Source organism: Peribacillus sp. NPDC097197 (assembly GCF_050278025.1).
GTDB lineage: Bacteria > Bacillota > Bacilli > Bacillales > DSM-1321 > Peribacillus.
The window spans coordinates 1-22,628 of the sequence record NZ_JBNNST010000027.1 but is presented as its reverse complement, the minus strand read 5'-3'; the positions used below and the strand labels follow the sequence as shown (position 1 = coordinate 22,628).

Genomic DNA, 22,628 nt, shown 5'->3' with positions numbered 1-22,628 from the left:
GTAAATTATTATAGAAATAGAAAAACAGGTGGAGAAAAACAACTCGTTTTTCTCCACCTGTTTTATTTTAGGGACTTATTAGACAGCCCCTTTTTCTATTGGAGGCTTAAAACAAGGTACCAGCAATGATGCAGATATCATCATTGATTTCGGAATGCTTCATCCTGGAGAGTAATAATTCATGAAGAAGATCTGATGTATCTAAGTGGACATTATCTATAAACTCCTGTTCAATCTTATCGAATCTATGAATGGTATGGTTACTGGGAGACTCAGAAAGCCCGTCGGTATATATAACGAAACGACTCCCAGCTTCATAGTGAATGGACCCTTTTTCTATAGGCATATCTGGTACAAGCCCTATAGGCATCGAGCCATTACTTAAAATTTGCAATTCATTATTGCAAGGGGAATACATCATTGCAGGAGGATGCCCATTGTTAACATATTCAATAATTCGAGCGGCCGTATCCACAAAAGCAATGAAGGCCGTAAAGTATGGGGCATTCGTATTTTCCTTTTGATACTCCTGGAACAGATGGCCCATATGCTTGTTCAGTTCTTTCGTAATGAAGGTGGGGTCTTTTACACGCTTGATAAGCCCAGGCATTAAAGAGCGGATAGACATGCTGATGAGTGCGGCTTGAATTCCTTTTCCACAAACATCGATGATGATGAACCCGTATTTCCCGTCCTCGACCTCCTGCCAGTAAAATAAATCCCCCGACAGCTCACTTGATGGCTGGAAAAGCCCCTGGATTTCGATATCTTTCTTTTGTATGGATGTAGGAAGGACAAGCTGTTGAAAGTTTTGAGCTACACGCAAGTTTTGCTTAACTTTAAGTCCGATATTTACTAGTTCCTGTTCCTTCATCTTCGTTGAGTATAACTGCATGCTAATATTCTGAAGAGCTTTCAATTTCAGCTTAATCTCCACTGGGTCTGCAGGGAAGGCCATCGACTCATAAATCGTTTTTTTGGGTAAGGTCTGTGGATCCTTTAACTTTTTTGAACGCTTATAAATGAATAGTATGGGTATCTCATAAGACTCGGCTAAAGCAAATAAGGCGGTTTGTTGGGAGGAGTCTCTCGAAAGGTATAAAGGTAGGATGAATAAGGATTGCAATAAGTCCGTCTTATTTCGAAACAGATGTTGTTGTCCTACCGGGTCTTCTAAAAAAATGACTTTCTTGTCTAGTGTTTGTAATACAAGGCTAAAGTCTCTACATTCTGGGATATCCAACGTATATATATTCATATAACCCCCTGATATTTGTTAGGTTGTGCATATGCAGGACTATTATACTATACAAAGACACATTTCATGCTTTTTTTGCACAAGAATTCATAATATTGTTGATATTACTGCACGTTTATTGGGTTATAATGTAAAATATGGTAGGTATAAAGTCTTACAAGGGGAAGGGGAAATACAGTTGAGTGGGTGTCCATTTACATCATTATTTAGTTTGAAAAGTAAGGAATCATTGAAGAAACAAGAGAAGCAGCCTACAGTCCCCATTAAAATAGGATCTACTCCGACTCGTGCACCTATATTCTCGGAAATTGAAAAGGGGAAGAATGCTCTTAAGCTTATGTTTGTGAATTTGGAGGAACAGGATATTACGACACTTATGAGTCTAAAGCCTATTATGGAAAAGAACGTTGAAAAGATAGTGGACGCTTTTTATGCTCGCATTTCGGAAATTCCCAACCTAACCATGATCATTCAGGAACATTCCACTATTCATAGGTTAAAGCAGACATTAGAGAAATATATTCTGGATATGGTTTCGGGGGACGTCGGGGAGAAGTACGTGGTACGACGTAAGGTTATTGGTAGTGTGCATAACCGGATAGGTCTTTTCCCAGAGTGGTATATCGGTGCCTTTACCATCATTCAGCATGAGGTCCTGCAGATGCTGACCCGTGAGTGTGATAGTTGGCAAGAAGCCCAGGATTATTATTACTCATTTCAAAAACTTTGTTCATTCGATATGCAAATTGCGATCCAGACATATATAAAGTCTTATACATCCTCCATGATGAAGCTAAATGAGATTGAGGAGCTTCAATACCGTTTGAACGATTCTTCTTCCATATTGGCATCCAGTGCGAAACAAACCATGGCTTCGCTAGCCGAACGGGATACTCGGGTCCAAAGCATGCTCGAAGATATTGATGAGATTAATACTGGGTCAAAAGCGATGATCCATCATGTTGAAGCAGGAAAAGGCAATGTCTCGAAGGCTTTGAAGAAAGTCGATGATGTCGTGGACTTAATCGAAAAAGTTAAGAACTTAACAGAAGAACTGAATGAGGACTCCTTACATATTGGGCAAGTGGTACAGACGATACGCACCCTATCAAATCAAACCAATATTCTATCGCTAAATGCAGGGATTGAAGCAGCTCGAGCAGGCCAACACGGAAAAGGTTTCTCTATAGTCGCACAAGAAGTTAGAAACCTTGCCCGCAAAACCGAGCTATCGCTTGATTCCATTCAACAACAGGTGGCATCAGTCCAGAAGACGGTGATGAAATTTGATGAGAGTTTTCAAAGTATCGTGGATGAAGCGAGATTCTTTAGACATGTAAATAAAGAAATCATAGATATCCTGGATGATTCGGTAAGAAGCGTGAAAGAGAGCGACGGGAAAATCAGTCATTTGGGCGGAGAAATTGGAGAATTTAGATCAACGTTTGAGGAACTCACATCGGCTTCTTCCCAAATATCAGAGATGGCTGAGCAATTGAGTTCGTTGAATATTGAACTATCGCAGAAGTTCAAGGGTTAATGGATACTAAATTAAAGAGGTGACCTATGATGAAAGGGTACCTGGAATTTGAAGGGAAAACGTATGCATCAACGTATGAAATGACACAAGTTCTTTTAGAACAGGCGAATGAAAAGATTATTCGAATTGACTTGGGGGAATTGCCAAACAGTCCCGAGGAAAGGCTTTCGATAAAGTTGTGGCTGTTGCAAATCGATCGATGCGTGGAAGAAAATACTTTAGAAACAAAAGCAATAATAGGTTCAGTCTGGAGCCAGTTTTACCGATTAGAACATCAGGAAGATTATATTCATCCATATCTTTCAAAAACTTTGGAGCAGATTCAAAATGCCAATAAAAAAAATCCAGGTTAGACAGTTGAATGTGAAAACGCTCGCCCAGACTGTAAATGAAATCATGCAGGAATTTGAAATGTTTAAGGTAAAGGATAGCTCTGAATTTTTGTTCTTTAATGTGAAATTAGTGATTTGGGAACTTTTATCGAACATTATACAACATGAAGGTCAGGATAAAGCAGATCTAGAGATTGAGGAAGAAGCATTCGAGCGAATCTCCATAAAAATTCATTCATTTGCTGGAGGGTTTAATTGGGAGAGCTATAGGAAGATGGAATGCCCCGATGTGAGTAATGAAGGGGGCAGGGGCTTATACTTGATCCAGCAATTATGTGAGTTTTCCTTTGATGAGGCAGGAAAAAGAGCTACAGCGGTATTTAATGTGAAAGAGGTGGTGGGCGCGCATGCTTCATGTCCATATTGATCAAAATACGTTTAATGTGCATATCTTAAGTGATATTCATTATGAGAACTCGTCCTATCTTGAAAGGCTATTGAATACCTTCCAGGTTCCGGATAATATAGATCGCCTTCAAATCGATTTATCAAAAGTGAAATTTATTGATAGCACCGGCATTAGTTTCCTCGTTAAATGGTTATATCCATTATCCGCAAACTTGGAAATAGAAATGACGGGTGCAACGAAGCCTGTGAAAAAGATATTGTCCATTTGTAAAATCGAACAATTCGTTTTATTGGTCTAAATGGGAAGGAGTTCGGGTACCATATGGGTACCCGGATTTTTTTTATTTCGGAATCGGTTGGGCATCGTTCTTTACTTCACTTCTAGGAGAAAAACCCGATGAATGGGTATCAAGACTATTGTTTTTGGGGGAAATGGATATTTGACATGTCGGCTTCCCGCCGTATTCTTTATAAGTAACGATGGATACGAAAATATCCTTTATTGCAATAACAGTTTGAAAATGGTAATATGAAGTATGAGTTTAAATGTCTTATCATTGATGAATAATTAATTAGATTAATCAGGTTGAGGCAACATATTGTTTCTTCTTTCATGTTTTTCATGAGGTTTTTTGAGATTATTTTAGATTAAATAGGCCGCGCGTCTGGTCATATATAAAAGCTGCGTACCACAGTGGCTTTAGTAGCTAATAGGGAAATAAGCTGCATTTAGCGTCTTTCCACTTCTGCACATCCTCAACGCACCGGGCCTGTTTTGTATAAGAATCTTGGCGCTCGTCAAGTTTTATTCAGACAGACTTTTAAGTCTGTGGAATAATAGGTGCAGCAGCCCTCACCTGAAATAAAACGGTGAATAACCGTTTATGCTACTTTTAATTTTCCATTTTGAATTTAATTTTGGTTACATGCACTTTTAAAAAGATGGGCGTATGTTAAAAATAAGTCTACACGTGCGCAATGCATTAAATGCCAGTGAAACGCAAGTACTGGTATATTTCCTTTTTAAAAAATCATATTGAGTTCATTAGAGCTAAAAGGTAGATATTCTTTTAGGTGATAATGATAAACTTTTTCATAAGAATAAAGTAGAACATCTGTCATGATGATGAGGATTTGAACTAATCAATTCGTGCATTGAATGCACGTGTAAATTTACGATATAAAAAGGAGTACGAAAACATTGACATTGTTTAGCGAATTAGGTTTAGATAGAACGTCTATGAAATCAATAGAAAAAATGGGATTTGAAGAAGCGAGTCCGATTCAAGCCCAAACGATTCCTCTAGCACTTGAAGGTAAAGATATTATTGGTCAAGCGCAAACGGGAACAGGTAAAACAGCAGCATTCGGTATTCCATTGATGGAAAACATCGATATTGCCAACGAAAATGTGCAAGGGATTGTTATTGCACCTACTCGTGAGCTTGCCATTCAAGTTTCTGAAGAACTTTTCAAACTTGGTTACGGAAAGCGCGCTCGTGTATTAGCAGTGTACGGAGGACAAGACATCGACCGTCAAATCCGTGCCTTAAAGAAAAAACCACATATCATCGTTGGTACACCTGGTCGTCTGTTAGATCATATCAAACGTAAAAACATCAAATTAGGTGGAGTTCACACTGTAGTCCTTGATGAAGCGGATGAAATGCTTAACATGGGATTCATTGAGGATATCGAGTCTATCCTTTCAACGGTTCCTGATGAAAGACAAACATTGCTTTTCTCAGCTACAATGCCTGACCCAATCCGTAAAATTGCAGAACGTTTCATGCATGAACCAGTTCTTGTTCGTGTAAAAGCGAAAGAGATGACTGTTGACCGCATCGAACAATACTACTTGGAATTAAGAGAAAGTGAAAAATTCGATACATTAGCACGTCTTTTCGATATCCAAACACCAGAACTTGCCATCGTATTCGGACGTACAAAACGTCGCGTCGATGAATTATCTTCTGCATTGAATATCCGTGGCTATAGTGCTGAAGGAATTCACGGTGACCTTAGCCAAGCGAAGCGTATTTCTGTATTGAAGAAATTCAAAGAAGGAAATCTTGATGTCCTTGTAGCTACGGACGTAGCCGCTCGTGGACTTGATATTTCCGGTGTAACGCATGTATACAACTTTGATATTCCTCAAGACCCAGAAAGTTACGTTCACCGTATCGGTCGTACAGGACGTGCCGGTAAACATGGTATTGCAATCACATTTGTAACACCAAGAGAAAGAGGGCAACTTCAAGCAGTTGAACATACAACTAGAAAACGTATGGAGAGAATGAAAACTCCTACTTCAACTGAAGCGTTGCAAGGGCAACAAAAAGCAGTAACGGAGAAAGTTCTTTCTGCAATCGAGAATGACGATTTATCGTTATACCTTGGTCAAGCTGAAGAGTTATTGAAACAACATAGTGCAGCTGATTTAGTTGCAGCTATGCTTAAGTCAATGACGAAAGAACCTGATCAAACTCCGATTAAATTAACTGAAGAATCTCCTTCAATGCGTCGTAACCGTGGTGGAAGCAGTTCGTCTAACAGACCGCGTAATGGACGTAGTTCTTCAGGCAGAAAAGATTACGGTAGCGGGGCAAACAAACGTCCTAGCTCGAACCGTAAATCTAATGGCTATGGCAACCGTAGCACAAGCCAAAAAAGAGAAAAATCTAGCAATTAATTGAAATGAATTTCGATAAATAAGTCGCTCATCTGAGCGGCTTATTTTTTATTCAATAAAGTGTTTAAGTGGATGTTTTTGTAATAAATAGAATTAAATGAATGAGGTAGTTGTAAGAAAAGTTTGAATTCTGTACAATGAGGTATATCAAATTGGATGCACATCAATGTGTGGAATAACAAGAGCATTCATTTTAAATCGGAAAAGGAGGGTACTATGGAACCTCAAAGCCTCATATCCGATAAGGCACTGACTGCTTGGAAATTCAGTGGGCTTATTGGCTGTTCAATCATTTGGGTTTTGAGCTTGGTCATTTTAGTGCTGACGATCATTCAAGGGTGGACTTATTGGATCTTTGGAGCGTTGCTTATCTTCTCTTTCGTTCAATGTTACCTGACCGTATTTTTGATTCCTTCTTTACGCTGGAAAAGATGGCGTTATGACGTGCGAAATACGGAGATTGATATCCAAAGTGGGATTTTTGTGATTAAAAGGACCCTCATCCCGATGATTCGGGTACAGCATGTTGAAACGAAGCAAGGCCCCTTATTAAGGAAGTATGATTTGGCATCCGTGGAAATATCCACAGCTGCAACGGTGCATATTATACCTGCTCTGGATTTAACGGAAGCGGATGAATTACGGCACTATATTTCCAGGATGGCCAGTGTGGAGGAAGAAGATGTTTGAACCGAAACGGCTTCACCCCATTGCTGTCCTTCTCAATATCATTAAATCGATAAAAGAGTTGGTTTTGCCATTCTTGATAGTGATCGTGTTACCAGGGCAAAATAATGATGTCCCGGGATGGGTCCAGCCATTAGTTATCGGCGTCGTCGTGCTCTTGCTCGTTATTCGTGCTTTCATACAATGGTTGCGCTTTACATATCGGTTAGAGTCCGGGGAGCTCAGGATAGAATCCGGCGTATTCATCAGGAAGAAGCGTTATATTAAGTTTGACCGGATACATAGTATCGATATTTCAGAGGGGATTATCCAACGCATATTCAGGCTTGTGAAAGTGAATATCGAAACGGCTGGTGGCACTCAGGCTGATGCCGTTTTATCCGCCATTAGAAAAAGCGAAGCGAATCAGCTGAATACAATAATTATTGAGGAGAAAAAGAAAAAAACTTCTTCTGACATCCTTGAAGGGGAACGTACAGAAGAAGATTTACACGTCGTGGAAAAAGATAGGGCTTCCTCTACTTTTAAGCAAGCGTTGCCTCAACTTTTTGTTATGGCGGCAACGTCGGGGGCAATCGGTGTATTCTTATCCGGTGGAATCGCTTTTATATCACAGTTTGATGAAATCATTCCTTTTGAAAAAATCTTCAAGAATTATGAAGAGTATATCGGGCTCGGGTCAGTCATACTAACTGGTTTTGCCATTTTGGGCTTATTGGTCGTTTACGTGTTGGCCACTGTGAGTATGGTCATTAGATATGCCAACTTCACCGCTTTGAGGACAGGTGAGGAGCTTGTTATTACAAGGGGATTGTTGGAGAAAAAACAATTAACGATTCCCATCCGCAAGGTCCAGGGGATTCGGATCATGGAAAATCTCGTACGTAAGCCATTGGGATTGGCCACTGTGTATTTGGAGTATGCTGGGGGAAGTGTGGAAGATCGTGAAAGTCTTTCCATCATGCTCTTTCCGTTAATTAAAAAGAAACACTTGCCTGATAAAATCCAAGAATTTTTACCAGGCTATGAAACGGTAGCGGATATAAAGCCTTTGCCTAGACGTGCTTATTATCGTTATGTCATCCGCAAAGCAATCGTATTAATCCCGATTATCGCGGTCCTCATATGGTTCTTCAGAACATGGGGATTTTTCTCCTTATTACTGATTCCACTTGCCTTCCTTTGGTCCTATTTGCAGTTCATAGAGGCCGGGTGGAAGACCCAGGGGGACTTATTGATACTGAGCAGCCGTTTAATCTCCAAGCAGACTTTAATCATGCCAAGAAACAGGATTCAATCGCTTACATATAAAAAGGGATATTTCCAGAAGCGAAGCCATTTAGCGACGATATCAGCTTCCATAAAGTCAGGGATCAGCTCCCAAGTGGGTACAGTGGTTGATATAGAAGATAAGGATTGCCATCTAATTGAAAAGTGGTACCTGCACAATAAGTAGCCGACTCCGTATTTAGAGTCGGCTGTTCGGTTTACCATTTTTTTCTCCAGAAAAGGGGCGCTGTCAAAAAACCAGCAGCCAGTCCCGCTAAATGACCGACAATGTTTATTTGTGGCTGAATAAATGTCATAATTACTGCAATGCCTGTTAACGTATAAACCGTATTTCTTTCATTTGTGGAAAAGTTGCTTTTATGAAAGAGGACAAGATAGAGGTAGAAGCCTAGTATGCCAAAAATTGCGCCGCTTGCACCTACGTGTGTATATGTGAGTGGCAGTAACAAGTAAGTGGCGATATTGGCTAGGATACCGGTCATTAAAAAAAAGATGGCGAATTTAACAAAGCCAAGGTATTTTTCGAGGGCTGGACCGAAGATGGCAAGAGAAAACCCATTAAAAAGTAAATGTGTAAACGTCCCATGCAGAAAAATAGGTGTAATCAAACGCCACCATTGGCCCTCGGCAATGTACAGGTTCACGCCTGTACCATAATAAAAAAGAACATTACCAGGAAACAAAGGGAATAGGTTGAAAACAAACACGATCATCATCATGAACATGAGGCCGGTTACGGCGCGATAAGAAGACACGTATTCGCGAAAACTTTCTGTTCTTGTAAACATGGAATTCTCCTTAGTATTGGATTTCTATACATATAATATCATTTTTTAGGAGGTATCGTCCTCTGATAATATGCAAGATAGTAACTTAGTAGAAGAGGTGTTGAAGTGATTAAAGGAATTGGTGTGGATATAACGGAGTTGGATAGGATTGAATTGCTGCTTAGTCGGCAGCCTCGCTTCAAGAATCGCATATTAACCGATTCAGAAATTTTACTGTTTGATAAGTTGCAAGGCAGAAGGAAGATTGAGTATTTTGCTGGCCGTTTTGCTGCCAAGGAAGCCTTTTCAAAAGCAGTGGGGACTGGAATTGGGAAGCATCTATCTTTCTTGGATATAGAAATTGTTTCAGATGGAAATGGAAAGCCCATGATTATGAAGCCATTTTCTGTAGGTGTCCATCTTTCAATCAGTCATAGCCGTGACTATGCGATTGCACAAGTCGTAGTTGAAGGGGACTGATTGAGTTTGTCTTATCGGGTCATAAACCTCAAGGTTGTCTCATATACATTTAGTGCTATAGGGAGACAAGGCCCGGTAAAAGGTACATGGCAGAGTAGGTGCTCTCAAAAAGGTTTTGGCGGGACGGGAAAAGTCGTGTCTAAAATCTTGGGATGCAAGTCATCAGTCGAGCCAATGTCCGGATCCTGCCTTTTCCTCTCCCTTTTACGTTCAAATGACAAAAAGGGGTTGAAAAGATGAAGAAGATGGTAATGCTTTTTGCAGGGATCATGCTCTTGCTTGCTCTTTCTGCTTGCGGCCAAAAATCACAGGGTGATGTAGTGAGCGATTTAAATGAAAAGATTGGGGAAATGAAGGGGTATAAAGCAAACGCGAAAATGACACTGAAGATGGGGACGGAGCCTCAAGTGTACACTGTGGAAATTTGGCATAAAAATCCTGCGTTTTACCGAGTGAATCTAAAAAATGAAGAGAAGGACCAGAGCCAAATGATTTTGAAAAACGATGATGGTGTGTATGTACTGACGCCCGCTTTGAACAAAAGCTTCAAGTTTCAAAGTGAATGGCCGGAAAACAGTAGCCAGGCCTATTTGTATGAATCATTGGTGAAAGATATCACGGAAGATAAAAGCGCAACATATAAAGAAACGGATAAGCATTATGTTTTCGAGACCAAAACACGCTACCAAAACAATAAGATGCTTCCTTTTCAAGAAATCACACTCAATAAAAAGGACCTATCCCCGGTAAGCGTTAAGGTCATGGATCCGGATAAAACAGCATTAGTCCTGGTGGAATTCTCTAAAGTGAAATTTGATACGACATTCGACAAGGATGCATTCGATATGAAAAAGAACATGACAAGTGCCCAACTTGAAGCTCCTGTCATGGCAGAAGTGAAGGATGAAGGATTTTCCGTTAAATATCCATCCAATCTTGATGATATGAATCTAACAGAAGAAAAGAAAATCGCAGCTGATGGGGGAGATCGTGTCATCCTGACCTATGAAGGGTCAACTAGTTTTACATTAGTGCAAGAAAAAGCAAAAGTAGTCCAAACCTCTGTTTCTACCAATGTCAATGGAGAGCCTGTCGACTTAGGTTTTACAGTGGGGGCGATGACGGGAAATACAGTAGCCTGGACCTTTGACGGTGTGGATTACATGTTAGCTTCGAAGGACTTAACACAGGAAAAGATGATAGAAATAGCCCGTTCTGTTGGTGGAGATTCTGTTAAGTAAGGCGAAGAATTCAATCAAGCTAGGCTTTCCCACAATTACATTGGGCTGGGAGGGCCTTGGCTTGCCATTGAATAGAAGAATATATCTGTACTGAAGTAATCGGTCGTTTAGTCGGTATATAAAATTTTGGTAAAAAAAGCACTTTATCTTTCTATCCGTTAGTAATAGAATGGGCTATAATAAAAAACAAACTTCTATAATGAGAAGAAATCGTTATTGGTGATGTCAGAAAGAAGGAACGGGTTTTGGAAACACAAGGGTTTCATCGTGATACTTGGGCAGAAGTGAACTTAGATAGTGTGTATGAAAATATTTCAACCATGAAGAACAGACTACCGTCCAGTGTTAGTCTGTTTGCTGTGGTCAAAGCAAATGCATATGGTCATGGAGATTACGAAGTGGCTCAAACTGCATTGCAAGCAGGTGCTGACTTTTTATGTGTCGCGTTTCTTGATGAGGCACTAGCATTAAGAGAAAAGGGAATAATCGCTCCCATTTTAGTTCTAGGGGCTTCGAGACCCGAAAGTGCTGGGATAGCTGCCGGACATGGCATATCGTTGACAGTTTTTGATCGTGATTGGTTAATAAAGGCAAGTCATATACTCAAGGCAGGGCAGGTTCTGGACGTTCATGTGAAAGTGGATAGTGGGATGGGCAGGATTGGTGTCCGTACGACAGAACAGCTAAAGGAATTGGAAAGTTCAATTCAACAGGAAGAATGCTTCAACTTTCAAGGGGTATTCACTCATTTTGCAACGGCAGATGAACTCGATACGGATTATTATGAAAAGCAACTTGAATTATTCAAAAAAATGCTATCGGTATTGAATAGGAAACCTCCTTACATTCATGCTGCTAATAGTGCAGCGTCCTTAAGGTTCCCTGAAGCCGATTTCAATGCAATCAGAATGGGAATCTCCATGTATGGGTTAAGCCCCTCCCAAGAAATGCTTGGTCTTTTACCATTTCCGTTGAAACAGGCGATCTCTTTAAAAACCAAGATCGTCGCCGTTAAGCAACTCGCTAAGGGCGATAGTGTCAGCTACGGAGCTACGTATACGGCTAGTGAGGATGAATGGATTGCTACTTTGCCGATCGGGTATGCCGATGGTTGGATCCGTAAGCTTCAAGGGCAGGAAGTTATTGTAGAAGGACAAAGGGTCCCCATCGTAGGCAGGATTTGCATGGATCAGTGTATGATCAAATTACCTCGTCCTTTCCCGGTGGGAACGGAAGTGACCCTAATTGGCGAGAATGGAAATGAGTCGATATCGGTGGATGAAATAGCGGCCAAGCTTGAAACGATCAATTATGAGGTAACATGCATGTTAGGAGCGAGAGTTCCACGGTTATATCTGAAAAACGGCATGTTTAGCCACGTACGCAATATACTATTAGGATAGACGGGATTGTAAGAAAATCCAAAGTTTGTGAATAAGAAATCCATTATTATGCTGATAATAGAATGGAGAAATGGAATATACTCTTTGCAGATAGGAATTTTAATGGTAATATTGAAAAGGATATATAATAAAGGTGTGTAGTGATGGTGGAGGTGTATGTTTGTGTCTGAATCCAGCGCAACAAGAGAGATATTAATTCGATTACCTCAAAATTTTTTAACTGAACTAGATGGGTATGCGAGTGAAGAAAATGTTAATCGCAGTGAATTTATTTATCGTGCCACAAAAATGTATCTTCGCGAACGTAAAAAGAAAGAATTTCGCGAATCAATGAAACGCGGTTATATCGAAATGGCGGCCATTAATTTGACGATTGCTTCTGAAGCTTTTCAAGCTGAGTTCGAGGCTGGGCATTGCGTTGAACGTTTAGTTAGCGGAGGCTGAGCCATTGATTGTTGTAAAGCGTGGTGACGTGTACTTCGCAGACCTTTCTCCGGTAGTAGGGTCAGAGCAAGGTGGAACCCGTCCGGTACTCATTCTACAAAATGATATTGGTAATCGCTTTAGTCCGACTGTGATAGTGGCAGCCATTACAGCTCAAATTCAAAAAGCGAAATTGCCTACACATGTTGAGATTAATGCGAAAAAGTACGGATTCGAACGTGATTCTGTCATTTTACTGGAACAAATCCGTACAATTGATAAGCAGCGTTTAACTGATAAAATAACACATCTTGACGATCCTATGATGCAAAAAGTCAATGAAGCTCTGCAAATTAGCTTAGGTCTGATTGAGTTTTAAAGAAAAAGTTTCCCGTCATTACGGGCGTTATTATAATTCGAATTCTATAAGGTAAAACTGGCGATTCCTTTTCTAAAGGAATCGTTTTTTTGCTTACAAACTTTTGATTGTATCGGTCAGTTTATCAAAAAATGATGGTGAAGCTATCGATTGAAGTTACTAAATAACCATTAAGCAGGAAATGGGAGGATTTTGACGAATAACAATTAGATAAGGGGTGTAAAGTGCTTGCACCGGCATTCCATTCCAATCATGTTTCTTGATGTGGATCTTGGGTAAAATGATGTGTTAGGACTATAAGGATCGATATATAGGATTGAAATAAAACTAAAATTGGAAAAGATTACAGTTCAGTAACATTGATGTGACGCAGAGGGTAAAACATAGTAATTGTGGTAAAATGGAGGGATATTATGAATCAATTGGTTTACAATTTTATTAAACAAAACCAAGACTACATCCTAACTGAATGGATGAACATCATGAAGGAAAATACAGATGTGAGATTGATAAAAGTTGTCTCCGATAAGATGTTCACACAAACGAGTAGTGAATTTATAGATATGATAATCGCCCATGTCGATAGTAAGGACAGGGAGTTCACGTTGAAACTTTCAGATTTTGCCGAGAAAGTGGTCCAACTAGGGTGGCCCCTTACTTTCGTCAATGAAGGATTTCAAAAATTCTTGATTATCGTCATGCAAGGTATGGCTGATAAAGGTATTGTATCTCCAGATAATCAAATGGAGCTGGTTAATTATTTAAATAAATGGTCGACTCCGATAAGTAATGAAATCGTCAATATATATTCGCAAACCTGGGAAAGGACCGTCTCGTTGCAGAGAATGGCCTTACAGGAACTTTCGGCACCTTTAATTCCCGTATTGGAGGGCATCACAGTTATGCCTTTGGTCGGTACAATTGATACGGAACGTGCAAAGCAGATCATGGAAAATCTTTTGACGGGCGTGGTCAAGCACAGATCCGAAGTCGTTCTTATCGATATTACGGGTGTGCCGGTAGTCGATACCATGGTAGCCCATCATATTATTCAAGCAGGAGAAGCGGTTCGATTGGTGGGGGCAAGGTGCATATTATGCGGCATCCGGCCGGAAATTGCCCAAACGATCGTAAATCTAGGAATTAACTTGAATGAGGTAATTACAAAAAACACCTTGAAGAAGGGAATAGAGGTTGCGTTGGAATTAACGAGCCGAAAAATTGTAGAGGTGGAGAGAGACATATGAGGATTCCAATTTTAAAGCTTTATGACTGTTTGCTAGTCTCTATCCAATGGGAATTGGATGATATGACTGCCCTTCAATTTCAAGAAGATTTATTGGATAAGATCCATGAAACCAGTGCCAATGGTGTGGTGATTGATATTACTTCCATTGATTTTATAGATTCCTTTATCGCAAAGGTATTGGGAGATGTTTTCAGTATGTCAAAGCTTATGGGGGCCAAGGTTGTCATTACAGGAATCCAGCCGGCAGTTGCTATCACCTTAATAGAATTGGGAATTAGTCTCGAAGATGTCCTAACAGCTTTAGATCTAGAGAAGGGCCTGGAAAAATTACAACAGGAATTGGGGGATTAGTGTATGGGGGTCCAATCCTGCGTAAAAATTATTAATGAGTGGGACATAGTAGCTGCAAGGCAGCTTGGAAGGAACTTCGCTAAAGAACTGGGCTTTGGCACGGTAGACCAGGCTAGAATCACAACCGCCATAAGCGAATTGGCACGGAATATATACTTATATGCAGGACAAGGAAATGTGAGTCTGGAAAAATTGCTTGTAAACGGCAAGTCGGGCTTGAAAATCATTGCAGAAGATAACGGACCAGGTATACAGGATATCCGTAGAGTAATGGAGGACGGTTTTACGACCTCAGGGGGGTTGGGGGCAGGCCTGCCTGGAGCAAAACGCTTAATGGATGATTTCGATATTGAGTCGATACCGGGTGAGGGGACTAAGATTTCCGCCATCAAGTGGCTCCGTTAGGAGGGAATATGGATATAAGAGAAAAAATGGATAAAAAGTACCAGGAGGCGCTTTCTACCTATTTAAAAGATCAAAATGAACAAGCTCTCTATCAGGGTCAAAAAATCAGCAGATTAAATATTAAATATAATATATCCCCTGAAGAGATCATCAGTATGCATAAAAATAATCTAATGGCATTGTATCCGGATCTGCCAACCAAAGTGGTGGATTCATTCGATTTTCTATTAGAAGTCATGATGGGGTATGGCATTGCTTATCGTGAACATCAGAGTCTAAGGCACCAACAGCAGGAGTTGAAATCTGAAATAGAGATTGCGGCAAAGGTGCAACACACCCTTTTGGAAACGAAGATACCCGAAATCAAGAACTTGGATGTTGGCGTGATAAGTGTACCAGCCCGACAGATGAATGGGGATTACTATCACTTTGTTGAAGATGAACTTGGGTGTATTGGAATAGGCATTGCGGATGTAATCGGGAAAGGCATTCCTGCGGCCCTATGCATGTCGATGATCAAATACGCGATGGATAGCTTGCCGGAACACCGCCATGAACCGAAGAGTGTACTGGAAAGTTTAAATCGCGTCGTTGAACATAATGTGGATCCGAGCATGTTCATTACGATGTTTTATGGCTTATATAACCCTCATGATAAGCGGTTCACTTTTGCATCGGCCGGGCATGAGCCAGGGTTTTATTATGATGCGTCTGCCGGAACCTTCAGTGACTTGGATGCAAAAGGTTTACTGCTGGGCGTGGATAAAAAAACGAAATATAAACAATATGAAAAATTCGTAAAACCGGGTGACATGATTATCCTTTTATCCGATGGGGTAACGGAATGCCGTACGAGTGATGGTTTCATAGAGCGTGAAACCCTTATAGAATTGATTAAGAAGAACATGCACTTACAGCCGCAGGAAATAGTGAATAATCTTTATAAACAGTTGGAGAAAATGCAGAATTTTCAACTGCGGGACGATTTTACATTAATAATTTTCAAAGCGAATGTTTAGCTTTGAAAATCAAGGGTATATATAAATAAGAATTGATGAGGATGTAAAGAGGTGGGTCAAGGATGAATATAGCAGTAGATGTTAATGAGTTAAACACGGAATATACAGTTAAGCTTCAAGGCGAAATTGATGCCTATACAGCACCAAAGCTTAGAGAATCATTATTTCCACTATCAGAGCAAGAGAATGTTTCAATTATTATTGATTTAAAGGAAGTATCCTATATGGATAGCACGGGATTGGGCGTATTCGTTGGTGCTTTTAAAAACGTAAGAGCACATAATGGCGAATTCACTTTAATAGGACTATCGGAAAGGTTACGACGTTTATTTGATATTACAGGTCTTGCAGATATTATTGATATTAAAAGTGGTACAGAGGGTGGGTTAGAATGAGTCAAGTATATGATTACATCGAAATGAAAATACCTGCAAAACCGGAATTCATCGGTGTCATTCGTTTAACACTTTCTGGGATAGGTAGCCGAATGGGATTTGCGTACGACGAAATTGAAGATTTGAAAATCGCTACAAGTGAAGCCTGTACGAATGCGGTTCAGCATGCTTATAAAGATAAAGAAAATGGCGAAGTGAAAGTAAGTTTTGGGCTCTATCCTGATCGTTTGGAAGTAATGGTTTCTGATAGTGGTGAAAGCTGTAATTTCGAAGAGGTACGTCAAGGGCTTGGACCATATGAACATGGAGAAAAAGTCGAATTCTTAAGAGAAGGAGGCTTGGGCCTTTACCTCATTGAAACCTTGATGGATGATGTGAAAATTCACCAGCATGAAGGGGTTACGGTTTTTATGACTAAGTTTTTAGAAGGAGAGCAGGTGGAGATGGATGCAAAAACAGTCTCAACCTAATCAAGCGCAAAGAGAAAAGGTAAATGAATGGATCAGAGCCTATCAGTTGAATCAGGATGATGAAGCACAAAGTAACTTAGTCATTCATTACAAGGGTTTAGTGGAGACGATTTCCAGGAAATACGCAAAGGGGAAATCGTTTCAAGAAGATATCTCTCAGGTCGGAATGATTGGTTTATTAGGTGCCATTCGCCGATATGACGAATCTTTCGGTAAAAGCTTCGAAGCGTTTGCGGTTCCTACGATAATCGGCGAAATTAAAAGATTCTTGCGGGATAAAACATGGAGTGTCCATGTTCCGAGAAGAATTAAAGAACTTGGACCGAAAATTAGAGTGACCGTTGAGGAATTAACGACCACGCTGCATCGTTCGCCAAGAATTGATGAGATAGCGGACCATATTGGGGTAGCCGAAGAAGAAGTCTTGGAAGCAATGGAGATGGGAAAAAGTTATCAAGCTTTATCCGTTGACCATTCCATCGAGGCAGATTCTGATGGCGGTACGGTTACGTTACTCGATATATTTGGAAACGTTGATGAAGGATTCGAGCGTGTCAACCAACGATTAGTACTTGAAAAGGTTCTCCATGTATTGAGTGATCGCGAAAAGTTGATCATTCAATACACATATTTAGAGAACTTAAGCCAAAAAGAAGCGGGCGACAAGCTTGGCATATCGCAAATGCATGTTTCAAGACTTCAACGTCGTGCAATTAAAAAGCTTCAGGAGGCAATTAATGCTGAAAATTCGGAGTTAATTCCGTGATTAAAGAGATTTTGCGAGAAGAAAATATAGAAGTCCTTGTCTCTCAAACCTCTAAAAACAATATGGTTTTTTGTGGTGATGATTACTTCTTTCTTCATGTGAAAGATTACTTTATTTGTGTTTTGGCTGATGGTCTCGGTAGTGGGGAACATGCATATGAATCTTCCCACGCGGTTATAGAGCAAGTCAAAATGCATCATCATTTAGATGTAGAGTCACTTATGGATGTATGTAATCAGGTATTGATTGCTAAACGGGGGGCGGCCGTCGCCATCATGAAGATTTATTATGAAGAGAAGGAGTTTGTCTACAGTTCAGTAGGGAACATCCGCTTTTTCCTATATAATCCGATGGATGACAAGTTGGTATATCCTCTCCCTGTTACCGGGTATTTGTCAGGTAGAAAGCAAAAGTACAGGACACAGAGATTTAAATATGAACAGAACGCAAAATTTATTTTTCATTCAGATGGACTGGAACTCAAAGGAGCTAAATCGTTTCTAAAGAGGAAGGTTCCTATCGAAAAAAACGCTCGTTGTATTTTAGAAAGCTGTCCACAAACAGCGGATGATACAACTCTTATTTTAGGAAGCTTACTTTCGCCATAAACGGAAGTGGGCTTTTTTGTATGCGAATTCGCACAATGATCGTTCATTTGCTAGACTATACATAGAAGAACAAAAAGGGTGGAGGTTTTATGAATTGGTAATGGTAGAAGATTCTTTGAACGTATTGATTAAGCAAATATCCAATGAGCTAACCTTAAAGAACAATCAAGTACAGAATGTCATACAGATGCTCCAGGATGGTAATACCGTGCCTTTTATAGCTCGTTATCGTAAAGAAATGACGGGTTCGCTAGACGAGGTACAAATCCGTTCAATTATGGATAGATGGAATTACCTAGAGAACCTTGGTCAGAGAAAAGTGGAAGTCATCCGATCCATCAGTGAACAGGGTAAGATGACAGACGAATTGGCTTTACAGATCGATAAGGCAGGAAAGCTGCAGGAAGTCGAAGATCTTTATAGACCTTATAAACAAAAGAGAAGGACTAAGGCTACGGTTGCTAAGGAAAAAGGCCTGGAACCTCTGGCATTATGGTTACTTGAATGTAAGGTTTATGCTTCCGTCCGTGAAAAAGCAGAGGGATTCATATCAGATGAAAAAGAAGTCTCTTCTATAGAAGAAGCAATAGCAGGTGCTCAGGATATTATTGCTGAATTACTTTCTGATGATGCCGAATTAAGAAAATGGATCAGGGATGAGATTTTTAAGGCAGGCAAGTTGACCTCGACCGTGAAAAATGCTGAAAAGGATGAGAAAGCGATTTTTGAGATGTACTATGAATATGAGGAGCCCATTCATAAAATCGTTCCGCATCGGGTTTTAGCCCTTAATAGAGGTGAAAAGGAAGACATTTTACGAATATCAATACAGCCGCGAACGGATATCATCATCAGTTACTTAGAACGGAAAGTGATTAAAAATAATCAGTCCGAAGTTGCTGAATTGCTTAAAGCCGCCATAGAAGACGGCTTCAAACGATTGATTTTACCTTCTATAGAGAGGGAAATCCGAAAAGAACTAACCGAAAAAGCGGAAGACCAAGCCATTCATATCTTTTCGGAAAACCTCCGGAATTTGCTTTTACAACCTCCGCTTAAAGGGAAAGTGGTGCTAGCTCTCGATCCGGCGTATCGAACGGGCTGTAAATTGGCTGTTATTGATGAGACAGGAAAGGTGATGGACATTAGTGTAATCTATCCACATCCTCCTGTAGGTAAGAAAGAAGCAGCCCGCACGAAAACGATAGAAATTCTTCAGCGCTTCAATGTAGAGATTGTTGCCATTGGAAACGGGACCGCATCTAGGGAGTCTGAGCAGTTCATTGCTGATATTCTAAAGGAAATGAAAGGGAACATCTCCTATATCATTGTCAATGAAGCGGGAGCGAGCGTGTATTCAGCTTCAGATATTGCCCGTGAGGAGTTTCCGGACCTTCAAGTCGAGCAAAGAAGTGCTGTGTCGATTGGTAGGAGGTTACAAGATCCACTTGCTGAACTTGTCAAAATAGATCCTAAATCTGTAGGAGTAGGGCAGTACCAACATGATGTTTCACAAAAAAAACTATCTGAATCTCTTACTTTTGTGGTTGAAACAGCCGTTAACCAAGTAGGGGTGAACGTCAATACCGCTTCTCCATCCCTATTACAATATGTAGCGGGGTTATCAAAATCTGTTGCACAAAATATCGTCAAAAAAAGAGAAGAAGAAGGAAAGTTCTCAAGTAGGAAGGAATTAAAAAAGATTCCTCGACTAGGCGCAAAAACATATGAGCAATGCATAGGCTTCTTACGCATTCTAAATGGCAAGGAACCGCTTGATCAAACAGCCATCCATCCGGAGAACTATGGAGCTGTGAATAAAATGCTAAAGAAAATCGGTTTCACTTCTGATGACCTTGGTAGTGATGAGTTGAATAAACAATTAGTCAGCTTAAATCCGAAAGAATTGGCTGATGAGTTGGATATCGGGGAAATAACGATTAAAGACATCATCGATGATTTGGTCAAACCGGGAAGAGATCCGAGAGACGAGCTTTCAAAACCTCTGCTTAAAAAGGACGTTTTGAAAATGGAAGATTTAAAGACCGGCATGGAACTACAAGGTACGGTGAGAAATGTTGTAGACTTCGGTGCTTTTGTGGACATTGGCGTCAAACAAGATGGACTCGTGCATATTTCCAAACTTAGTAACCGTTTTATAAAGAATCCGATGGACGTTGTGGCTGTCGGAGACGTAGTAACGGTTTGGGTGGAACAAGTTGATGCTCAAAAACAGAGAGTGTCGCTGACCATGTTACAACCTAAGGACCAAAATTAATGAATGAAAAGACTCCTTCTTTTTTAGAAGGGGTTTTTTTTATAGGAGAGCGAACACTACGTAAGTAGAATCATGATCATAAATGTAGCGTTTCTTTTTTTTGATAAAAAAACCAGCATTGATTCAACATTTTCACTTGATAATAATCCTTATCATAGAAAGCTCTTCTAATTTGGTTTTGAAACCATTTCGGCATAACGCTAACCTCCCCAAAGATTCCTGTTGTTTTATTAGTCTATGTTATAATAGGTTGTCTTGTTACCATGGAAGGAGTGTGGGAGATGGATAATCAACAATTGCAAAAATTGGTTGAGGAAATTTCGATGAATCACTTTCAAAGGAAGTTTAAGCATCAAGCTAGTTTTAACCCACGACTTCGCACAACAGGTGGAAGGTACTTGCTTGGTACTCATAATATAGAAATAAACAAGAAATATTTCGAGGAACGTGGTTTGGAAGAATTGATTGGGATCATAAAACATGAATTATGTCACTATCATCTCCATCTTGAGAAGAAAGGGTACCAGCACCGGGATGCAGACTTTAAGCATTTACTCAAAAAAACGGGAGCCCCAAGATTCTGTTCGCCTTTGCCTTCGAATCAAGTTAAGAGGAAAAGGAATACAATTCAATATATATGTGCACAATGTCAGCAGGTATATTTAAGAAAAAAAAGAATTGATACTTCGAGATTTGTCTGTGGAAAGTGCCGAGGAACGTTGATTTACCAAGGGATTAAAGAAAAAGAAATAAAAAAATAAAAAAAAGAAAAAGATGTCTTGACTTTAACTCTGAACCTCTTTATAATCATAAGAGTCGACAAGATAACAACTTGTTCTGCACGACAACCACTAAGGTCCTTGAGCATAAAAAGGGAACCAACTTTCACTATTCCGCAGTAGCTCAGTGGTAGAGCATTCGGCTGTTAACCGAACGGTCGTAGGTTCGAGTCCTACCTGCGGAGCCATTTTTTGGGGAAGTACTCAAGAGGCTGAAGAGGCGCCCCTGCTAAGGGTGTAGGTCGCGCGAGCGGCGCGAGGGTTCAAATCCCTCCTTCTCCGCCAGAAACATTTTAATTAAGGCCCATTGGTCAAGCGGTTAAGACACCGCCCTTTCACGGCGGTAACACGGGTTCGAATCCCGTATGGGTCACTTTTTACTGTAACATTATTTTGCTGGTCCCGTGGTGTAGCGGTTAACATGCCTGCCTGTCACGCAGGAGATCGCGGGTTCGATTCCCGTCGGGACCGCCATTATTTTTTTAAAATAAACTCTTGCTAAAGTGATGTTATGGTGATATAATATTAACCTAGCTGTTAATGAGTTTGATTGATGGGCTATAGCCAAGCGGTAAGGCAACGGATTTTGATTCCGTCATGCGAAGGTTCGATCCCTTCTAGCCCAGCCATTTTCATTTAGAGCCATTAGCTCAGTTGGTAGAGCATCTGACTTTTAATCAGAGGGTCGAAGGTTCGAATCCTTCATGGCTCACCATTTTCATTTTATTACGCGGGTGTGGCGGAATTGGCAGACGCACCAGACTTAGGATCTGGCGCCGCAAGGCGTGGGGGTTCAAGTCCCTTCACCCGCATAACTTTCTACTTGACAACAAGTTGAAAAGGTGTTAAACTTACGAAGTCGCTTTCGCGGTCGTGGCGGAATGGCAGACGCGCTAGGTTGAGGGCCTAGTGGGGGAAACCCCGTGGAGGTTCGACTCCTCTCGGCCGCACCAATAACATCATAGAAATTAGCGCCCGTAGCTCAATTGGATAGAGCATCTGACTACGAATCAGAAGGTTGTAGGTTCGACTCCCGCCGGGCGCACCATATTTTACGGGAAGTAGCTCAGCTTGGTAGAGCACTTGGTTTGGGACCAAGGGGTCGCAGGTTCGAATCCTGTCTTCCCGACCATTATTTCTCGGAATCATTCATAATTATATAGTGCGGGTGTAGTTTAGTGGTAAAACCTCAGCCTTCCAAGCTGATGATGAGAGTTCGATTCTCTTCACCCGCTCCATTATTACCATTATTGCTCTTTGAAAACTGAACAAAACAAAGCGCCAACGTAAATTTTGAGTGAGCACACACTATAAAAAAAAGCAAAATGAGCAAGTCAAACATTTCTTCGGAGAGTTTGATCCTGGCTCAGGACGAACGCTGGCGGCGTGCCTAATACATGCAAGTCGA

At 40.6% G+C, this 22,628-nt stretch carries 25 protein-coding genes, 11 tRNA genes and 1 rRNA gene; 34 read left to right on the top strand and 3 right to left on the bottom strand.

Annotated features, from left to right (window positions below; genetic code table 11):
* Positions 1-106: 106 nt before the first annotated feature.
* Entirely contained in the window at positions 107-1,258 is a 1,152-nt protein-coding gene (locus ACQKL6_RS20335) for a PP2C family protein-serine/threonine phosphatase (protein ID WP_402959817.1), read from the bottom strand.
* A gap of 178 nt (positions 1,259-1,436) precedes the next feature.
* On the opposite strand from ACQKL6_RS20335, the gene ACQKL6_RS20330 reads away from it, so the two are divergent.
* The 7 genes from ACQKL6_RS20330 (at position 1,437) to ACQKL6_RS20300 (ending at position 8,373) form a co-directional block, all read left to right on the top strand.
* On the top strand, positions 1,437-2,798 hold the full coding sequence (locus tag ACQKL6_RS20330) for a protoglobin domain-containing protein (RefSeq protein WP_427651811.1): 1,362 nt from the start codon (positions 1,437-1,439) through the stop codon (positions 2,796-2,798).
* A 26-nt stretch (positions 2,799-2,824) separates the two neighbouring features.
* Complete coding sequence (locus ACQKL6_RS20325; RefSeq protein WP_402959813.1) at positions 2,825-3,151, top strand: hypothetical protein; 327 nt, start codon at positions 2,825-2,827, stop codon at positions 3,149-3,151.
* Positions 3,126-3,557, top strand: coding sequence for an ATP-binding protein (locus tag ACQKL6_RS20320; protein WP_402992002.1), 432 nt, complete (start codon positions 3,126-3,128; stop codon positions 3,555-3,557). Before ACQKL6_RS20325 ends, ACQKL6_RS20320 begins: the two co-directional genes overlap by 26 nt.
* Positions 3,538-3,837 carry an STAS domain-containing protein gene (locus ACQKL6_RS20315; protein WP_402875997.1) on the top strand — a complete coding sequence of 100 codons (300 nt, stop codon included), beginning with the start codon at positions 3,538-3,540 and terminating at the stop codon, positions 3,835-3,837. Before ACQKL6_RS20320 ends, ACQKL6_RS20315 begins: the two co-directional genes overlap by 20 nt.
* A 902-nt stretch (positions 3,838-4,739) precedes the next feature.
* On the top strand, positions 4,740-6,230 hold the full coding sequence (locus ACQKL6_RS20310) for a DEAD/DEAH box helicase (protein ID WP_402875995.1): 1,491 nt from the start codon (positions 4,740-4,742) through the stop codon (positions 6,228-6,230).
* A 216-nt stretch (positions 6,231-6,446) separates the two neighbouring features.
* A complete protein-coding gene (locus ACQKL6_RS20305) occupies positions 6,447-6,920 on the top strand; it encodes a PH domain-containing protein (RefSeq protein ID WP_402959807.1) in 474 nt (157 codons plus the stop codon).
* Entirely contained in the window at positions 6,913-8,373 is a 1,461-nt protein-coding gene (locus ACQKL6_RS20300) for a PH domain-containing protein (RefSeq protein ID WP_427651810.1), read from the top strand. Before ACQKL6_RS20305 ends, ACQKL6_RS20300 begins: the two co-directional genes overlap by 8 nt.
* Positions 8,374-8,404: 31 nt before the next feature.
* Here the strand turns inward: ACQKL6_RS20300 and ACQKL6_RS20295 are convergent, their stop codons facing one another.
* Positions 8,405-8,995, bottom strand: a complete 591-nt coding sequence (locus tag ACQKL6_RS20295; RefSeq protein ID WP_402875990.1) for a rhomboid family intramembrane serine protease — start codon at positions 8,993-8,995, stop codon at positions 8,405-8,407.
* Between the two features lie 105 nt (positions 8,996-9,100).
* Here ACQKL6_RS20295 and acpS point away from each other — a divergent pair, with 105 nt between their 5' ends.
* The 14 genes from acpS to ACQKL6_RS20225 all read left to right on the top strand — a co-directional run bounded on the left by acpS (position 9,101) and on the right by ACQKL6_RS20225 (position 20,441).
* Positions 9,101-9,454, top strand: coding sequence for a holo-ACP synthase (gene acpS, locus ACQKL6_RS20290; protein ID WP_427651809.1), 354 nt, complete (start codon positions 9,101-9,103; stop codon positions 9,452-9,454).
* A gap of 236 nt (positions 9,455-9,690) precedes the next feature.
* A complete protein-coding gene (locus ACQKL6_RS20285; protein ID WP_402959803.1) occupies positions 9,691-10,695 on the top strand; it encodes a LolA family protein in 1,005 nt (334 codons plus the stop codon).
* 245 nt (positions 10,696-10,940) lie between these two features.
* Positions 10,941-12,098 carry an alanine racemase gene (alr, locus tag ACQKL6_RS20280; protein WP_402959801.1) on the top strand — a complete coding sequence of 386 codons (1,158 nt, stop codon included), beginning with the start codon at positions 10,941-10,943 and terminating at the stop codon, positions 12,096-12,098.
* A gap of 162 nt (positions 12,099-12,260) precedes the next feature.
* Positions 12,261-12,542, top strand: a complete 282-nt coding sequence (locus tag ACQKL6_RS20275) for a CopG family ribbon-helix-helix protein (protein WP_034306380.1) — start codon at positions 12,261-12,263, stop codon at positions 12,540-12,542.
* A gap of 7 nt (positions 12,543-12,549) precedes the next feature.
* Positions 12,550-12,900: a type II toxin-antitoxin system PemK/MazF family toxin gene (locus tag ACQKL6_RS20270; protein WP_402876030.1), complete on the top strand. Its 351-nt coding sequence runs from the start codon at positions 12,550-12,552 to the stop codon at positions 12,898-12,900.
* A 413-nt stretch (positions 12,901-13,313) separates the two neighbouring features.
* Positions 13,314-14,147: an STAS domain-containing protein gene (locus tag ACQKL6_RS20265; protein ID WP_402959799.1), complete on the top strand. Its 834-nt coding sequence runs from the start codon at positions 13,314-13,316 to the stop codon at positions 14,145-14,147.
* Positions 14,144-14,500, top strand: coding sequence for an STAS domain-containing protein (locus tag ACQKL6_RS20260; protein ID WP_402875980.1), 357 nt, complete (start codon positions 14,144-14,146; stop codon positions 14,498-14,500). Before ACQKL6_RS20265 ends, ACQKL6_RS20260 begins: the two co-directional genes overlap by 4 nt.
* 3 nt (positions 14,501-14,503) lie before the next feature.
* Positions 14,504-14,905, top strand: a complete 402-nt coding sequence (locus ACQKL6_RS20255) for an anti-sigma regulatory factor (RefSeq protein WP_402875978.1) — start codon at positions 14,504-14,506, stop codon at positions 14,903-14,905.
* A gap of 8 nt (positions 14,906-14,913) precedes the next feature.
* Positions 14,914-15,924: a PP2C family protein-serine/threonine phosphatase gene (locus tag ACQKL6_RS20250; RefSeq protein WP_403080589.1), complete on the top strand. Its 1,011-nt coding sequence runs from the start codon at positions 14,914-14,916 to the stop codon at positions 15,922-15,924.
* Positions 15,925-15,986: 62 nt separating this feature from the next.
* Positions 15,987-16,319, top strand: coding sequence for an anti-sigma factor antagonist (locus ACQKL6_RS20245; protein ID WP_402875975.1), 333 nt, complete (start codon positions 15,987-15,989; stop codon positions 16,317-16,319).
* Positions 16,316-16,789 carry an anti-sigma B factor RsbW gene (rsbW, locus tag ACQKL6_RS20240; RefSeq protein ID WP_402875973.1) on the top strand — a complete coding sequence of 158 codons (474 nt, stop codon included), beginning with the start codon at positions 16,316-16,318 and terminating at the stop codon, positions 16,787-16,789. The genes ACQKL6_RS20245 and rsbW overlap by 4 nt, the downstream gene beginning before the upstream one ends.
* Positions 16,767-17,555 carry an RNA polymerase sigma factor SigB gene (gene sigB, locus ACQKL6_RS20235; protein ID WP_402875971.1) on the top strand — a complete coding sequence of 263 codons (789 nt, stop codon included), beginning with the start codon at positions 16,767-16,769 and terminating at the stop codon, positions 17,553-17,555. The genes rsbW and sigB overlap by 23 nt, the downstream gene beginning before the upstream one ends.
* 62 nt (positions 17,556-17,617) lie before the next feature.
* Positions 17,618-18,163, top strand: a complete 546-nt coding sequence (locus ACQKL6_RS20230) for a PP2C family serine/threonine-protein phosphatase (protein WP_402992011.1) — start codon at positions 17,618-17,620, stop codon at positions 18,161-18,163.
* A gap of 100 nt (positions 18,164-18,263) precedes the next feature.
* Positions 18,264-20,441 (top strand): Tex family protein, encoded by a 2,178-nt coding sequence (locus ACQKL6_RS20225; RefSeq protein ID WP_402992014.1) that lies wholly within the window; start codon positions 18,264-18,266, stop codon positions 20,439-20,441.
* 76 nt (positions 20,442-20,517) lie between these two features.
* Here ACQKL6_RS20225 and cmpA read toward each other — a convergent pair whose 3' ends face one another.
* Complete coding sequence (cmpA, locus tag ACQKL6_RS20220) at positions 20,518-20,637, bottom strand: cortex morphogenetic protein CmpA (protein WP_402875969.1); 120 nt, start codon at positions 20,635-20,637, stop codon at positions 20,518-20,520.
* 85 nt (positions 20,638-20,722) lie between these two features.
* On the opposite strand from cmpA, the gene ACQKL6_RS20215 reads away from it, so the two are divergent.
* From ACQKL6_RS20215 to ACQKL6_RS20155, 13 genes are all read left to right on the top strand, one after another.
* Positions 20,723-21,202: a SprT family protein gene (locus ACQKL6_RS20215; RefSeq protein WP_402875966.1), complete on the top strand. Its 480-nt coding sequence runs from the start codon at positions 20,723-20,725 to the stop codon at positions 21,200-21,202.
* 131 nt (positions 21,203-21,333) lie between these two features.
* A tRNA-Asn gene (locus tag ACQKL6_RS20210) sits at positions 21,334-21,408 on the top strand.
* Between the two features lie 6 nt (positions 21,409-21,414).
* A tRNA-Ser gene (locus ACQKL6_RS20205) sits at positions 21,415-21,505 on the top strand.
* Between the two features lie 16 nt (positions 21,506-21,521).
* Positions 21,522-21,593, top strand: a tRNA-Glu gene (locus ACQKL6_RS20200).
* A 25-nt stretch (positions 21,594-21,618) separates the two neighbouring features.
* Positions 21,619-21,694 (top strand) — tRNA-Asp (locus tag ACQKL6_RS20195).
* A gap of 80 nt (positions 21,695-21,774) precedes the next feature.
* A tRNA-Gln gene (locus ACQKL6_RS20190) sits at positions 21,775-21,849 on the top strand.
* Positions 21,850-21,859: 10 nt separating this feature from the next.
* A tRNA-Lys gene (locus ACQKL6_RS20185) sits at positions 21,860-21,935 on the top strand.
* A 15-nt stretch (positions 21,936-21,950) separates the two neighbouring features.
* Positions 21,951-22,032 (top strand) — tRNA-Leu (locus ACQKL6_RS20180).
* A gap of 55 nt (positions 22,033-22,087) precedes the next feature.
* Positions 22,088-22,173: transfer RNA gene (locus tag ACQKL6_RS20175), tRNA-Leu, on the top strand.
* Positions 22,174-22,191: 18 nt separating this feature from the next.
* A tRNA-Arg gene (locus ACQKL6_RS20170) sits at positions 22,192-22,268 on the top strand.
* 7 nt (positions 22,269-22,275) lie between these two features.
* Positions 22,276-22,352: transfer RNA gene (locus ACQKL6_RS20165), tRNA-Pro, on the top strand.
* 32 nt (positions 22,353-22,384) lie between these two features.
* Positions 22,385-22,458, top strand: a tRNA-Gly gene (locus ACQKL6_RS20160).
* A gap of 105 nt (positions 22,459-22,563) precedes the next feature.
* Positions 22,564-22,628, top strand: a 16S ribosomal RNA gene (locus ACQKL6_RS20155); the annotation flags it as partial.

What these genes read in the sequence shown, in the direction of transcription:
- ACQKL6_RS20335 (WP_402959817.1), bottom strand. Translation starts at nt 1,258, where the DNA reads ATGAATATATATACGTTGGATATCCCAGAATGTAGAGACTTTAGCCTT.
- ACQKL6_RS20325 (WP_402959813.1), top strand. Translation starts at nt 2,825, where the DNA reads ATGATGAAAGGGTACCTGGAATTTGAAGGGAAAACGTATGCATCAACG.
- ACQKL6_RS20320 (WP_402992002.1), top strand. Translation starts at nt 3,126, where the DNA reads ATGCCAATAAAAAAAATCCAGGTTAGACAGTTGAATGTGAAAACGCTC.
- ACQKL6_RS20315 (WP_402875997.1), top strand. Translation starts at nt 3,538, where the DNA reads ATGCTTCATGTCCATATTGATCAAAATACGTTTAATGTGCATATCTTA.
- ACQKL6_RS20305 (WP_402959807.1), top strand. Translation starts at nt 6,447, where the DNA reads ATGGAACCTCAAAGCCTCATATCCGATAAGGCACTGACTGCTTGGAAA.
- ACQKL6_RS20300 (WP_427651810.1), top strand. Translation starts at nt 6,913, where the DNA reads ATGTTTGAACCGAAACGGCTTCACCCCATTGCTGTCCTTCTCAATATC.
- ACQKL6_RS20295 (WP_402875990.1), bottom strand. Translation starts at nt 8,995, where the DNA reads ATGTTTACAAGAACAGAAAGTTTTCGCGAATACGTGTCTTCTTATCGC.
- ACQKL6_RS20285 (WP_402959803.1), top strand. Translation starts at nt 9,691, where the DNA reads ATGAAGAAGATGGTAATGCTTTTTGCAGGGATCATGCTCTTGCTTGCT.
- ACQKL6_RS20265 (WP_402959799.1), top strand. Translation starts at nt 13,314, where the DNA reads ATGAATCAATTGGTTTACAATTTTATTAAACAAAACCAAGACTACATC.
- ACQKL6_RS20260 (WP_402875980.1), top strand. Translation starts at nt 14,144, where the DNA reads ATGAGGATTCCAATTTTAAAGCTTTATGACTGTTTGCTAGTCTCTATC.
- ACQKL6_RS20255 (WP_402875978.1), top strand. Translation starts at nt 14,504, where the DNA reads ATGGGGGTCCAATCCTGCGTAAAAATTATTAATGAGTGGGACATAGTA.
- ACQKL6_RS20250 (WP_403080589.1), top strand. Translation starts at nt 14,914, where the DNA reads ATGGATATAAGAGAAAAAATGGATAAAAAGTACCAGGAGGCGCTTTCT.
- ACQKL6_RS20245 (WP_402875975.1), top strand. Translation starts at nt 15,987, where the DNA reads ATGAATATAGCAGTAGATGTTAATGAGTTAAACACGGAATATACAGTT.
- rsbW (WP_402875973.1), top strand. Translation starts at nt 16,316, where the DNA reads ATGAGTCAAGTATATGATTACATCGAAATGAAAATACCTGCAAAACCG.
- sigB (WP_402875971.1), top strand. Translation starts at nt 16,767, where the DNA reads ATGCAAAAACAGTCTCAACCTAATCAAGCGCAAAGAGAAAAGGTAAAT.
- ACQKL6_RS20230 (WP_402992011.1), top strand. Translation starts at nt 17,618, where the DNA reads ATGGTTTTTTGTGGTGATGATTACTTCTTTCTTCATGTGAAAGATTAC.
- ACQKL6_RS20225 (WP_402992014.1), top strand. Translation starts at nt 18,264, where the DNA reads ATGGTAGAAGATTCTTTGAACGTATTGATTAAGCAAATATCCAATGAG.
- cmpA (WP_402875969.1), bottom strand. Translation starts at nt 20,637, where the DNA reads ATGCCGAAATGGTTTCAAAACCAAATTAGAAGAGCTTTCTATGATAAG.
- ACQKL6_RS20215 (WP_402875966.1), top strand. Translation starts at nt 20,723, where the DNA reads ATGGATAATCAACAATTGCAAAAATTGGTTGAGGAAATTTCGATGAAT.